General features: G+C 69.0%; 11 protein-coding genes. 3 read left to right on the top strand and 8 right to left on the bottom strand.

All coding sequences use genetic code 11. The features are described 5' to 3' along the window. Positions 1–111 precede the first annotated feature (111 nt). Positions 112–1,623: a depupylase/deamidase Dop gene (gene dop, locus ABD973_RS25970; RefSeq protein WP_125820605.1), complete on the bottom strand. Its 1,512-nt coding sequence runs from the start codon at positions 1,621–1,623 to the stop codon at positions 112–114. A gap of 275 nt (positions 1,624–1,898) precedes the next feature. Then, the gene (gene arc / locus ABD973_RS25965) at positions 1,899–3,665 is read right to left on the bottom strand and encodes a proteasome ATPase (RefSeq protein WP_125598779.1); all 1,767 of its coding nucleotides are present in this window, start codon (positions 3,663–3,665) and stop codon (positions 1,899–1,901) included. 264 nt (positions 3,666–3,929) lie between these two features. Between arc and ABD973_RS25960 the strand changes: the two genes are divergently transcribed. After that, positions 3,930–4,250, top strand: coding sequence for a ferredoxin (locus ABD973_RS25960; RefSeq protein WP_042800683.1), 321 nt, complete (start codon positions 3,930–3,932; stop codon positions 4,248–4,250). Positions 4,251–4,254: 4 nt separating this feature from the next. Here ABD973_RS25960 and ABD973_RS25955 read toward each other — a convergent pair whose 3' ends face one another. The 3 genes from ABD973_RS25955 to ABD973_RS25945 all read right to left on the bottom strand — a co-directional run bounded on the left by ABD973_RS25955 (position 4,255) and on the right by ABD973_RS25945 (position 7,126). Further along, positions 4,255–4,830, bottom strand: coding sequence for a hypothetical protein (locus tag ABD973_RS25955; protein ID WP_125820606.1), 576 nt, complete (start codon positions 4,828–4,830; stop codon positions 4,255–4,257). Between the two features lie 181 nt (positions 4,831–5,011). Beyond that, complete coding sequence (locus tag ABD973_RS25950) at positions 5,012–5,908, bottom strand: tRNA (adenine-N1)-methyltransferase (protein ID WP_007263187.1); 897 nt, start codon at positions 5,906–5,908, stop codon at positions 5,012–5,014. 18 nt (positions 5,909–5,926) lie between these two features. After that, on the bottom strand, positions 5,927–7,126 hold the full coding sequence (locus tag ABD973_RS25945) for a site-2 protease family protein (protein WP_125598785.1): 1,200 nt from the start codon (positions 7,124–7,126) through the stop codon (positions 5,927–5,929). Between the two features lie 155 nt (positions 7,127–7,281). Between ABD973_RS25945 and ABD973_RS25940 the strand changes: the two genes are divergently transcribed. Both ABD973_RS25940 and ABD973_RS25935 read left to right on the top strand, forming a co-directional pair. Further along, positions 7,282–8,166, top strand: a complete 885-nt coding sequence (locus ABD973_RS25940; RefSeq protein ID WP_185899513.1) for a RecB family exonuclease — start codon at positions 7,282–7,284, stop codon at positions 8,164–8,166. Positions 8,167–8,229: 63 nt separating this feature from the next. Next, positions 8,230–8,901, top strand: a complete 672-nt coding sequence (locus ABD973_RS25935; protein ID WP_125598788.1) for a response regulator — start codon at positions 8,230–8,232, stop codon at positions 8,899–8,901. A 77-nt stretch (positions 8,902–8,978) separates the two neighbouring features. Here the strand turns inward: ABD973_RS25935 and ABD973_RS25930 are convergent, their stop codons facing one another. The 3 genes from ABD973_RS25930 to ABD973_RS25920 all read right to left on the bottom strand — a co-directional run bounded on the left by ABD973_RS25930 (position 8,979) and on the right by ABD973_RS25920 (position 13,418). Further along, on the bottom strand, positions 8,979–10,562 hold the full coding sequence (locus ABD973_RS25930; RefSeq protein WP_125820608.1) for an ABC transporter substrate-binding protein: 1,584 nt from the start codon (positions 10,560–10,562) through the stop codon (positions 8,979–8,981). Positions 10,563–10,630: 68 nt separating this feature from the next. Beyond that, the gene (locus ABD973_RS25925; RefSeq protein ID WP_125820609.1) at positions 10,631–12,235 is read right to left on the bottom strand and encodes an ABC transporter substrate-binding protein; all 1,605 of its coding nucleotides are present in this window, start codon (positions 12,233–12,235) and stop codon (positions 10,631–10,633) included. Between the two features lie 481 nt (positions 12,236–12,716). Then, positions 12,717–13,418, bottom strand: a complete 702-nt coding sequence (locus ABD973_RS25920) for an HAD family hydrolase (protein WP_125598797.1) — start codon at positions 13,416–13,418, stop codon at positions 12,717–12,719. Positions 13,419–13,425 lie beyond the last annotated feature (7 nt).

Raw genomic sequence — 13,425 nt, 5'->3', positions numbered from 1 at the left:
CCTACGTCGGACCCTACAAGGAGGGCCCGGCGTTCGTCCCCGTACTTTCACAACGTCCGGGTGCCTTCATGATTCCCGGGCCGGGGCCCTTTCAGGCCCCGAAGGCGGCATTCACTGTCCGGAAAGCACCCGGACCAGGTCCTCCGCCGTGCGGCAGCGGTCCAGGAGCTCCTTGACGTGGTTGCGGGTCCCCCGGAGGGGCTCCAGGGTGGGGACCCGCTGGAGGGAGTCGCGGCCCGGGAGGTCGAAGATCACCGAGTCCCAGGACGCCGCCGCCACGTCGTCCGCGTACTGCTCCAGACACCGGCCGCGGAAGTACGCCCGGGTGTCCTCCGGCGGCTTGCTCTCGGCCCGCTCCACCGCCGGCTCGTCCAGCAGCCGCTTCATCTTGCCGCGGGCGGCCAGGCGGTTGTACAGGCCCTTCTCGGGCCGTACGTCCGAGTACTGGAGGTCCACCAGGTGGAGGCGGGCCGCGTCCCAGTCGAGACCGTCACGGCGCCGGTAGCCCTCCAGGATCTCCCGCTTGGCGATCCAGTCCAGCTCCCCGGCCAGGCTCATCGGGTCGGTCTCCAGCCGGCCCAGTACGTCCTCCCAGCGTCCCAGGACGTCCTTGGTCTGCTCGTCCGCGTCCGTCCCGAACCGCTCGTCCACGTACTTCCTGGCCAGCTCGAAGTACTCCATCTGGAGCTGTACGGCGGTCAGGGTGCGCCCGCTGCGCAGCGTGATGAGGTGCTGGAGGGAGGGGTCGTGGGAGACCTGGTGGAGGGTGCGGACGGGCTGGTCCACGGCGAGGTCGACGTTGATGAAGCCGTCCTCGATCATGGACAGGACGAGCGCGGTCGTGCCCAGCTTGAGGTACGTGGAGATCTCGGAGAGGTTCGCGTCGCCGATGATCACGTGGAGGCGGCGGTACTTCTCGGCGTCCGAGTGGGGTTCGTCGCGGGTGTTGATGATGGGCCGCTTGAGGGTGGTCTCCAGCCCGACCTCGACCTCGAAGTAGTCGGCCCGCTGGCTGATCTGGAAGCCGTGCTCGCGGCCGTCCTGGCCGATGCCGATGCGGCCGGCCCCGGTGACGACCTGGCGGGAGACGAAGAAGGGGGTCAGGTGGCGCACGATGTCCGAGAAGGGGGTCTCCCGCTTCATCAGGTAGTTCTCGTGCGTGCCGTAGGAGGCGCCCTTGTTGTCGGTGTTGTTCTTGTAGAGGTGGATCGGCTGGGCGCCGGGCAGCTGGGCGGCCCGCTCGGCGGCCTCGGCCATGATCCGTTCGCCGGCCTTGTCCCAGAGGACGGCGTCGAGGGGGTTGGTGACCTCGGGCGAGCTGTACTCGGGGTGGGCGTGGTCGACGTAGAGGCGCGCGCCGTTCGTGAGGATGACGTTGGCGAGGCCGATGTCCTCGTCGGTCAGCTGGCTGCTGTCGGCGGCCTCGCGGGCGAGGTCGAAGCCGCGGGCGTCCCGCAGCGGATTCTCCTCCTCGAAATCCCAGCGGGCGCGTCGCGCCCGGTGCATCGCCGCCGCGTAGGCGTTGACGATCTGGGACGAGGTGAGCATGGCATTGGCGTTCGGGTGCCCCGGAACGGAGATCCCGTACTCCGTTTCGATCCCCATTACTCGCCGTACGGTCATGCGGCCCTCCTTGCCCGGCGGCGCTCCCGTTCGGGAGCGGCGCTCAAGTACCGCTGGTGCTCCGGTGCGTCGTGTGCGGTGCCCGTCCCCGCGCTGCGCGACCGGCGGTACGGAAGAGCCTAGAACCACTCCGCGCTGGTGGGGAGATCATTTCAGTCATTGAATTCGCCTTGTCACCGGCTGAAAAGGGCGGGGCCAAGGCCGGCCGTGAATGCGGGGCGGTAAAGCAGTCGGCCGCGGGTGCCGTGTGAGGCACCCGCGGCCGCCTCGCTCCGTCAGAGGTACTGACCTGTGTTCGCCACCGTGTCGATGGAGCGTCCGGTGTCCGCGCCCTGCTTTCCGGTGACGAGCGTGCGGATGAATACGATCCGCTCGCCCTTCTTTCCGGAGATGCGGGCCCAGTCGTCCGGGTTGGTGGTGTTGGGCAGGTCCTCGTTCTCCTTGAACTCGTCCACGCAGGCCTGGAGGAGGTGGGAGACCCTCAGGCCCTTCTGGTTGTGTTCGAGGAAGGCCTTGATGGCCATCTTCTTGGCCCGGTCCACGATGTTCTGGATCATGGCGCCGGAGTTGAAGTCCTTGAAGTACAGGACTTCCTTGTCGCCGTTGGCGTACGTGACCTCGAGGAAGCGGTTCTCCTCGGATTCGGCGTACATCTGCTCGACCACGGTCTGGATCATGCTGTGGACGGCCACCTGGGGCGAGCCGGAGTGTTCGCTGAGGTCGTCCGTGTGGAGCGGGAGCGAGGCCTTGAGGTACTTGGCGAAGATGTCCTTCGCCGCCTCGGCGTCCGGGCGCTCGATCTTGATCTTCACGTCGAGGCGGCCGGGGCGCAGGATGGCCGGGTCGATCATGTCCTCGCGGTTGGAGGCGCCGATGACGATGACGTTCTCCAGGCCTTCCACGCCGTCGATCTCGGCGAGCAGCTGGGGGACGATGGTGTTCTCCACGTCCGAGCTGACGCCGGATCCGCGGGTGCGGAAGAGGGATTCCATCTCGTCGAAGAAGACGATGACGGGGGTGCCCTCGCTCGCCTTCTCCCTCGCACGCTGGAAGACGAGGCGGATGTGCCGCTCGGTCTCGCCGACGTACTTGTTGAGGAGCTCGGGTCCCTTGATGTTCAGGAAGTACGACTTGCCGGCCGCCTGCCCGGTCACTTCCGCGACCTTCTTGGCAAGGGAGTTGGCGACGGCCTTGGCGATGAGCGTCTTGCCGCAGCCGGGCGGGCCGTAGAGCAGGATGCCCTTCGGGGGCCGCAGTTCGTGCTCCTTGAAGAGGTCGGGGTAGAGGTACGGGAGCTCGACGGCGTCGCGGATCAGCTCGATCTGGTCGCCCAGGCCGCCGATCTTGTCGTAGTCGATGTCCGGGACCTCTTCGAGGACCAGGTCCTCGACCTCGCTCTTGGGGACGACCTCGTAGACGTAGCCGGAGCGGGGTTCGAGCAGGAGGGCGTCGCCGGGGCGGATGGTGATGTCCAGGAGCGGCTCGGCGAGCCTCACCACCCTCTCCTCGTCGGTGTGCCCGACCACCAGGGCGCGCTCGCCGTCCTCGAGGATTTCCTTGAGGGTGACGATGTCCCCGGCCCGCTCGAATTCCATGGCCTCGACCACGTTGAGCGCTTCGTTGAGCATGACCTCCTGGCCGCGCCGGAGGTCTTCCGGGTCGACGCTGGGGCTCACGTTCACGCGGAGCTTGCGCCCGCCGGTGAAGATGTCGACGGTGCCATCCTCGTTCGCCTGAAGGAAGACACCGAAGCCGGCCGGCGGCTGTGCGAGCCGGTCGACTTCTTCCTTGAGGGCCACGATCTGGTCGCGGGCCTCACGGAGGGTGTTCGCCAGGCGTTCGTTCTGCGCGGAGACGCCTGCCAGATTCGTCTGGAGCTCGACGATCCGCTCTTCGAGAATCCTCGTGTGCCGCGGAGAGTCGGCGAGCTTGCGTCGCAGGACGGCGATTTCCTGCTCGAGATAGGCAACCTGGCCAGCGGGGTCCTCAGACCCTCGCCCGGGCCGGATGCCGCGGTTGATGTCGTCGTCGTGGGCTGCCACGGTCCTCACCTCCTCCAAGGGGAGCTGGACGCTTCCTGACCCTACCTGGGCTGGTGGTGATTGAAACCCCTAGATCACAAAGACGGTAGAGGTGTGTCCGATCTTCACCCTTGCGTACTCCCTCACGCCAGGGAAATACCCACCGTTCAACATCGGAAAGCAGCCGGTTGTAAGGTCGAAGCGTTCAACACCCGCCAGGGCTGGCGCGACTTGCCGCGAGTCGTGTTCGGGGCGGATCACTCAGAGCAGGAAACGGCAGGAGATATGACCGTGCAGCAGGAGGCCCCGACAGGTGGTTCCGACGGGGCCGGGGAGCCGCTGGAGGTCTGGATCGACCAGGACCTGTGCACCGGGGACGGCATCTGCGTGCAGTACGCCCCGGAGGTGTTCGAGCTGGACATCGATGGTCTGGCGTACGTGAAGAGCGCCGACGACGAACTGCTGCAGGAGGCGGGGGCGACCACTCCGGTTCCTCTGGTGCTCCTGCAGGACGTGGTCGATTCGGCCAAGGAATGTCCGGGGGACTGCATCCACGTGCGCCGCGTTTCGGACAGGGTCGAGGTGTACGGCCCGGACGCGGAGTGACGCTTCAAACACGTCCCGCGGCTGAATCCGTCAGCTCCTGGCGGAATTTCCCGACGGCCCAGCGCCAGGTGGCGAGCTCCTTCACATCGGGTTCGTAGCGCGGCACGGAGGGTGAGGAGTAGCCGAGCAGGCGTGCGGTGACGGTGCCGTCGCCGATGGTGAGGTCCGTCACGGTGCGTCGGCGTCCGGCGTCGAGGAGGGTGGCGACGACCCGGGGGGCGGAGCCCTCCTGCGGGCCCTGGGCCAGTACGTAGAGGGCGTGGGGCGGGGTGCCGGTGCCGGCGTCGCAGCGGACGGCCGCGACGGTCTCGGGGCGGCCGTCGCCGTCGAGGTCGCCCTGGGCGGTTTCGGTGACGGTGTGCGGGGTGCCCTTGCAGTCGAGGGGGTACGCGGCCGCGTGCGCGTCGGGGGCCGTCGCTGACGGGGCGGCGTCCGGGCCGGGCGCGGGGGTGGCTCCGGTGGCCCGGCCTGGCTGGAGCAGTCCGGCGCCGGCTATGACGGCGGCGAGGGCGGTGGCCGTGGCGAGCCAGTGGAGGGGCCTGGTGCGACGGTGCGCCAGGTCGGTGGGGCTGTGCAGCACGCCGGGTGTCTCCTGTGCGAAGGGTGACGGGGAGCCAGCATCGTGCCACACGTCACACGGGAGTGGAACGGCCGGGTCCGACCCGCACGAGGCCGCCTCCCGGCAACGAGAAGGCGCTGTGGCGCAGTTCCCGGTTCACAGGGGGAACTGCGCCACAGCGCCTTCGTGTTGGCGGGGTGCGCTACGCGGAGCGGTCGCTGCCGGGGCCCTCGTAGTCCTCGCCGTAGGCGCCCTTGGAGGGGCGGCGGCGGCGCATGGGGGGCTCGACGCCGTCGGCGAGGCGGCGGGCGGTGACGAGGAAGCCGGTGTGGCCGATCATCCGGTGGTCGGGGCGGACGGCGAGGCCTTCGACGTGCCAGTTGCGGATCATCGATTCCCACGGCTGCGGCTCGGCGTAGCAGCCGAACTCGCGGATGGACTCGACGGTGCGCGAGAGCTGGGTGGTGGTGGCCACGTAGCAGCAGAGGATGCCGCCGGGGACGAGGGCCTTGGAGACGGCCTCCAGGCACTCCCAGGGGGCGAGCATGTCGAGGATGACGCGGTCGACGTCGGTGTCGGACAGGTTGTCCTGGAGGTCGCCGACGGTCAGCTGCCACGCGGGGTGGGGGCCGCCGAAGTAGCGCTCGACGTTGGCCGTGGCGATCTCTGCGAAGTCCGCGCGGCGCTCGTAGCTGTGGAGCATGCCCTGGTCACCGATGGCGCGCAGCAGGAAGCTGCTGAGGGAGCCGGAGCCCACTCCTGCCTCCACGACGCGGGCGCCGGGGAAGATGTCGGCGAAGGCCAGGATCTGGCCCGCGTCCTTGGGGTAGACCACGGCGGCGCCGCGGGGCATGGACAGGACATAGTCGGGGAGCAGGGGGCGCAGCGCGAGGTACGCGACGTTCCCCGTGGTACGGACAACACTGCCCTCGGGAGCACCGATCAGCTCGTCGTGGGGGAAGGAACCCTTGTGGGTGTGGAAATTCTTCCCGGCTTCGAGCGTGAACGTGTAGTGGCGGCCCTTGGGGTCGGTGAGCTGAACCTGGTCCCCGACCTCGAAGGGCCCGCGTCGGCGGGCGGCACCGGTCGGTTCGGACATGTGACCAGTGTATTGGCTTCAGGACTGGGGCCGCGCCATGGCCTTCACGAAGGCCTTCTCGACGTCGAGGGTGGACAGGACGCCGTAGATCTCGCCGGTGGGTTCGAGGACGAGGTATTCGGTGGCGGGGGTGGCGCGGAGGTGGTCGAGGAGTTCTTCGCCGGTGAGGTCCGCGGAAACCTTCATGCCGTCGGTGAGGTCCTGGGCGAGGGTGCTGACGGCGACCCAGGGGCGGCGGTGTTCGGGGACGGAGGCGATGGCTGTCTCGCGGACGATGGCGGTGGGGTCGCCCTGGCCGTCGACGACGACGAGGGCGCGGGCTCCGGCTTCGTTGGCGCGGCGGAGGGCTTCGGAGAGGGGGGTGGCGGTCTGGACGGGGATGGCGCGGCGGGTGAGGGCGCGGGCGCGGAGTTCGGGGAGGTGTTCGCGCAGGCGGGCCATGCGGAGGCTGTTGCCGGCGCCGGTCCAGATGATGGCGGCCAGGATCGCGGCGAGGAGGGCGTCCATGACGGTGTCCATGCCGCCGATTTCCCGGGTGGGGTTGCCGAGGACCCCGGTCTGGGTGAGGAGGGGCAGTCCGATGAGGACGGTGACGGCGAGGGCGCGGCCGACCCAGGCGGCGGCGACGGTGCCGGTCATGGGTTTGCCGGTGATGCCCCAGATGACGGCGCGGAGCATGCGGCCGCCGTCGAGGGGGAGGCCGGGCAGGAGGTTGAAGGCGGCGACGAGGAGGTTGGAGATCATCAGGCCGGCGAGGAGGACGCCGGGGACGGTGGCGGGGTGGACGGCCTTCATGCCGAGGTAGAAGGCTCCGGCGAGGGCGAGGGAGAGGAGGGGGCCGACGAAGGCGAGGACGAATTCGCGGCCGGGGGTCTCGGACTCCTTCTCGATCTCGGAGACGCCGCCGAAGAACTGGAGCTGGATGCGGCGCACGGGGAGTTTGTAGCGGAGCGCGGCGATGGTGTGTGCCAGTTCGTGGACGAGGACGGAGGCGTAGAAGGCGACGGCGAAGAAGAGGGAGACGAGGTAGCGGGCGGGGCCGAGGTCGGGCAGGACCCGGTCGAGCTGGTCTCCGAAGACCCAGGTGATGAGCGCGGCGACGAGGAACCAGCTGGGCGAGACGTAGACGGGCACGCCGAAGGGGCGGCCCATGAGGATGCCGCCGCCCGGGTCGGAGCGCTTGGACCTGCGCTCGCCGGATTCGTCGGTGTCTGCCACGGTTTTCCTTCGTTCGTGCGGTGCTTGCGGGGGGTCGCGTCGCGTCGGTGGCGCGGTGCGCTGTTGCGCGGTGTGATGCTCCGATCATGCAGGGCGAGGAGCCCGTAGTCGATGGTATGCGCGTGCTGTCTGTCCCGGGTCGTAGGGTTTTACGCATGACGACGACCCCCGGTGCCGGTTCCGCAGATGCTTCTACGGGTGTTTCCCGGCCGACCTCGCTGTCCCCGTCGCGGGCCGGTGACTTCATGCAGTGCCCGTTGCTGTACCGGTTCCGGGTGATCGACCGGCTTCCGGAGAAGCCGAGTGCGGCGGCGACGCGGGGGACGCTGGTGCACGCGGTGCTGGAGCGGCTCTTCGATCATCCGGCGCACGAGCGGACGGTGCCGCGGGCGAAGGAGCTGCTGCCGGGGCAGTGGGAGCGGCTGCTGGAGGCGAAGCCGGAGCTGGCGGACCTGTTCCCGGAGGGGGACGAGGGGGCGGGGCTGGCGCGCTGGCTGTCGGAGGCGGAGGCGCTGGTGGAGCGCTGGTTCACGTTGGAGGACCCGACGCGGCTGGAGCCGGTGGAGCGGGAGTTCTTCGTGGAGGCGGAGCTGGAGTCGGGGCTGCGGCTGCGCGGGATCATCGACCGGGTGGACGTGGCGGCGACGGGTGAGGTGCGGATCGTCGACTACAAGACGGGCAAGGCGCCGCGGCCGGAGTACGCGGAGGGTGCGCTGTTCCAGATGAAGTTCTACGCGCTGGTGGTGTGGCGGCTGCGGCAGGTGGTGCCGCGGCGGCTGCAGCTGGTGTATCTGGGGAGCGGGGACGTGCTGACGTACGACCCGGTGCCGGCGGACCTGGAGCGGGTGGAGCGGAAGCTGCACGCGCTGTGGGAGGCGATCCGGGAGGCGACGGAGACGGGTGACTGGCGGCCGCGGCCGACGAAGCTGTGCGGGTGGTGTGACCATCGGTCGGTGTGTCCGGAGTTCGGGGGCACTCCCCCGGTGTATCCGCTGGTGGTGCGGCCTCGGGACGGGGCGGATCGCCCGGCCGGTTCCTGATCGGCCGGCCAGGGCAGAATGGGCGGCGTCCGCCGTTGCCGCCCGATGAATACGAGGTACCCCGTGGCGATCCGCGTCCTGCTGGTCGACGACCAGCCACTGCTGCGCACCGGCTTCCGGATGATTCTGGAGGCGGAGGGGGACCTGGTGGTGGTGGGTGAGGCCGGGGACGGTCTGCAGGCGTTGGAGCAGGTGCGGGCGCTGCAGCCGGACGTGGTGCTGATGGACATCCGGATGCCACGGATGGACGGGGTGGAGGCGACCCGGCAGATCACCGGGCCGGAGCGGAACGGGCCGGCGAAGGTGCTGGTGCTGACCACGTTCGATCTGGACGAGTACGTGGTGGAGGCGCTGCGGGCGGGGGCGAGCGGGTTCCTGTTGAAGGACGCGCCGGCGACGGAGCTGGTGCAGGCGATCCGGGTGGTCGCGGCGGGTGAGGCGATGCTGGCGCCGAGCATCACGCGGCGGTTGCTGGACAAGTACGCCGGTCATCTGCCGTCGGGTGAGCAGGGTCTGCCGGACACGCTGGGGACGCTGACCGAGCGTGAGGTGGAGGTGTTGAGGCTGGTGGCCCGGGGGCTGTCGAACGCGGAGATCGCGGCGGACCTGTTCGTCAGCGAGACGACGGTGAAGACGCACGTGGGGCACGTGCTGACGAAGCTGGGTCTGCGCGACCGGGTGCAGGCGGCGGTGTACGCGTACGAGAGCGGTCTGGTGCGGCCGGGGGCGCAGTAGGGCGTACGGCCCCGCGGGTACGGCTGCGCCCCGGCTCCCTTCTCGGGTGCCGGGGCGCAGGTGTGTCCGGGGCCGGGTCAGCCCTTGCTGATCTCCCAGAAGCGGAAGACCGTGGAGGCGTCCAGGGACCACTGGAGGCCGGTCACGTTCTGGCGGGCGACGGCGTACTGCTTGCTCTGCCAGAGCGGGAGGATCGGGAGCTCGTCGGCGACGATGTCCTGGAGGCGGGTGTAGTCCGTGTTGGCCGCGGTGCGGTCGGACTTGGTGGAGGTGGCGGGGATGATGGTCCCGCTGATCTCCTTGTTGTCGTAGTTGTTGCGCAGGACGTTGTCCGGGCCGAAGAACGGCTGGGTGAAGTTGTCGGCGTCGGGGTAGTCGGGGACCCAGCCCTTGACGTAGACGCCGTACTTGCCGGCGTCGATGTCCTTCTCGTACTGCTCGAACTCGACGGACTTGACGTCGGCGTCGAAGAGGCCGCTGTCGTTGAGCTGCTTGGCGATGACCTGGAACTGGTGGTCGGTGGAGGGGCCGTAGCGGGACGGCGTGGACCACAGGGTCAGCTTGATCTTGCCGGTGATGTTGGCGGCCTTCAGGACCGCCTTGGCCTTCTCCAGCTGCGGCGAGCCGCCGTAGCGGTCGAAGTAGGGGGTGGTGTGTCCGGCGATGCCGGCCGGGACGATCGAGTAGAGCGGGGCGGCGGTGCCCGCGTACACGTCCTTGACGAGCGCTTCGCGGTCGACGAGGTAGGCGATGGCCTTGCGGACGGGGAGCTTGCCGACGACGGGGTCGTTGACGTTGAAGACCATGTGCTCGACTTCTGCGCCGGTGCCCTGGACGACGTCGACCTTGTTGTCGCCGGTCTTGGTGGCGGCGAGGCCGGCGATGTCCTTGGCGGCGAGGCCGCGGAAGGCGAAGTCGACGTCGCCGCTCTCCAGGACGGTCTTGAGGCCGGCCTGGTCGCCGTTGAAGAACTTCAGCGTGACGCCGGTGTTCTTGGCCTTGGCCTTGCCGCTGTAGGAGTCGTTGACGGAGAAGTTGGCGCTCTTCTCGCTGAAGGCGTCCAGCTTGTAGACGCCGGAGCCGACGGCCTTGTTGTCGGTGCGGAGCTTGTCGGCTGGGTATTCCTTGTGGTCGACGATGGCGCCCGCGCCCGACGCGATCTTGCTGGGGAAGGTGGCGTCGGAGGACTTCAGCCTGAAGACGACGGTCTTCTCGTCGGGGGCCTCGATGCTCGCGATCGACGACAGCATGACGGCGGGGCCGTTGGCGTCGTTGATCTTCAGCGTGCGTTCGAAGGAGAACTTGACGTCCTTCGAGGTGAGGCTGTTGCCGTTGCTGAACTTCAGGCCGCTGCGCAGGGTGCACTTGTACACCTTGCTGTCGCCGCCCTCGAAGTTGCAGGCCTGGGCGGCGTCGGGCTCGGGGGTGGTGCCGCCCTTGGGGAACGTCAGCAGGGACTGGAAGACGTTGTTGAAGAGCAGCCAGGAGCCCGGGTCGTAGCCCGATGCGGGGTCGACGGACTTCACCTTGTCGGATATGCCCATGACCACGCCCTTGCCGTTGCCGGCGGCGGAGCCGTCCTGCGAACCGCAACCGCTGAGCAGCGCTGCGGCAGTGGCCGCGCCGAGCGGGGCTGCCAACCACTGGTTACGTCTCTTCACGCGAATTCCTTCACAGTCTTGTCTGTCGTTGCGCCGGCCTGCGACGTCCGCCGCCGGTCCTGCCGGTCTCAGCCGCTGACACCCCGGCCGAGTTCCCACAGCTGGAGGTCGGAGATGGCGTTGACCGACCATTCCACTCCGGTGATCCCGTCGCGTGCGGCGACGTACTGCTTGCCCTGCCACAGGGGCAGGACGGGGACGTCGTCGGCGACGATGTCCTGCATCTCCGTGATCGCGGGCACGGCGACGTTGCGGTCGGCCGCGCGGCGGGATTCGGGGATGAGCCTGGTGCGCACCGCGGTGTTGGCGTACGGCGTGCCCAGGAAGTTGTCCTGCTCCAGGAACGGGGCGAGGAAGTTGTCGGGGTCCGGGTAGTCGGGGAACCAGCCGAGCCCGTAGGCGGCGTAGTCGCCCTTCTTCTGGGCGGGGCGGAAGGTGCCCCACTCGTTGCCCTGGACGGTGATGTCGAACAGCTGGGTGGAGTTCAGCTGGGCCTTGAGGGCGTCGAACTCGGCGGCGGTGCCGTCGCCGTAGTGGTCCGTGGTGTAGTTCAGGGTGAGCTTGACGGGGGGCTTGACCCCGGCGGCCTTGAGGATGTCGGCGGCCTTGGCGGTGTTGGCCTCGCCGTACTTGTTGTAGAACGAGTTGACGTGGCCGGGCACGGCGGTGGGGACGAGCGAGTACAGGGGCTGCGCGGACTTGCCGTAGACCTTGGAGATGACGTTGTTGCGGTCGACGGCGGCGGCGAGGGCCTGGCGCACGGCCTTGTTGCTGACGGTCGGGGCGTCGGTGTTGAAGCCGATGTAGCGGATTTCGAGGCCGGGCATCGGGGTGAGCTTGACGCCCTTGGGGGGAGTCTTGGCGAACTCGGCGATCTGGGCGGGCGACAGGGTGCGGGAGACCACGTGGATCTTCCCGTCGGTGAGCGCCTTGCCCATGGTGGCGGAGTCGTCGAAGGTGCGCAGTTCGACCTTGTCGTTCTGCGGTTTGATGTCGCCCTTGTAGTTCGGGTTCTTGGTGAAGACGGCGCGGACGAGGTGGTTGTCCTTGACTTCGGCCTTCATCGTGTAGGGGCCGGAGCCGTCGACGGTGAAGCCGGGGCGGAGCTTCTTGGCCTCGTAGTTCTTCTCGCTGACGATGCCCGCGGCGGGGGTGGCGAGCTTGTACGGGAAGGTCGCGTCGGCGGTCTTGAGGTGGAAGACGACGGTGTCGGTGCCCTTGGTCTCGACGGTGTCGAGGGTGGAGAGGAGGGCGGAGGGGCCGTTCTCGTCCTTGATCGCGCGGACGCGGTCGATGGAGAACTTGACGTCCTTGGCGGTGACCGGGTCGCCACTGGCGAACTTCAGGCCGGGCCGCAGGGTGCAGCGGTAGCTCTCGTTGCCGGTGTCGGTGAAGCGGCAGTCGGAGGCGGCTTCGGGGACGGGCTGGCCGCCGCCGCGCGGGGTGTGCACGAGCGTCTGGACGGTCTGGCGCAGGATGTTCCAGGCGCCGGCGTCGTAGGCGTAGGCGGGGTCGAAGGGGGCGGGAGCGTAGTCGGCGGCCTCGAACCGGTCGGTGGTGCCGACGACGATCGCTCCGGACGCTGCTCCTCCGCCGCTCGCGCTGCCGCATGCGGACAGCGCGGGGGTGAGCAGGCCGATCGCGGCCGTCAGCACCATGGTCTTGCGGTTCATGCTGGAAGTACTCCCTCACCCGGCACTTGTTCAAAGCGGCGTAGAGGGCACTTCGCGGCGGTCGCCCGTTCAGGGCGGAACGATCGGGCCGGTGTTTGACGATCGGTCCACGCGCGTACCGGCGCAAGGGTGCGCGGCCGGTGCGGCAAGGGTGCGTGCGGAGTGCCCGCGTCGACATTAGTGGGCTGGGGCGGGATGGCTGGAACTGGCAGGAGTTGGGGTGTAATCGCACCGTGATGGGTGCGGACTTACCGCTTATGCCGGAGTCCTCGCAGATGCGGTCAGGAGATGATCAATCCGGACACAAGGGAAGCCCCCGGAGCCGGTGTGGGAGCTCGACGGGGGCTTCCCGGGTGACCAAGGTCACCTGAAATGTCGCGTACGGAGAGGATGGAATTTCGGCCTCCGGGGTTAAGAGCGGAAGATCCTCTCGTCGGACCTCCGGCTCGCCCCCGTTCTGTTCGGTACGGAGCGTGCGCGCTCAGTTCATCGTAGTGATGAGCGAGCGCAGGAAGGGGAGGTCCACGTCCTCGAGCGAGCGCACGATGGTCCGGCCGGGCGCGGGCGCGATGACGCCGACGGAGGGGACGGCCACGACGCGGCAGCCGGCCGCCTCGGCGGCGGCGACCCCGGTGGCGGTGTCCTCGATGACGGCGCAGCGCGAGGGGTGCGCGCCGAGGGTGCCGGCCGCGAGCAGGTACGGGTCGGGGTGGGGCTTCGTACGGGGTACCTCGTCGCCGGCGACCGTCAGCGTGAAGCGGTCGCGGCCGAGGGTGAGCAGCACCTGGTCGATGACGCGGCGGTGCGAGGCGGAGACCAGGGCGGTGGGCACGTTGTGCCGGGCCAGCTCGCTCAGCAGGCGCTCGGCGCCGGGCATCAGGGGGACCCGGTCGGCGATGCGGGCCTCGAACCGCTCGTTGAGCAGGACACTCAGCTCGGCGAGGCCGATGGCGGCCCCGGTCCGCTCGATGAGGAAGGACGCGCTGCGGCTCATGGGACCGCCGACGACCACGTCCCGCCAGGACTCCTCCAGGCGGTGGCCTAGCTCCAGGAAGATCTGTTCCTCGATCTCCCACCAGAAGCCCTCGGTGTCGACGAGGGTGCCGTCCATGTCCAGCAGCACCGCCTGCAGGGCGTGCCCGTCGGCCGTGCGGGCGACGGGTGCGGGAACGGTGCTGGTCATGCGTACG

Source organism: Streptomyces racemochromogenes, from assembly GCF_039535215.1.
GTDB lineage: Bacteria > Actinomycetota > Actinomycetes > Streptomycetales > Streptomycetaceae > Streptomyces > Streptomyces racemochromogenes.
This window is presented reverse-complemented; position numbering and strand designations above follow the sequence as displayed.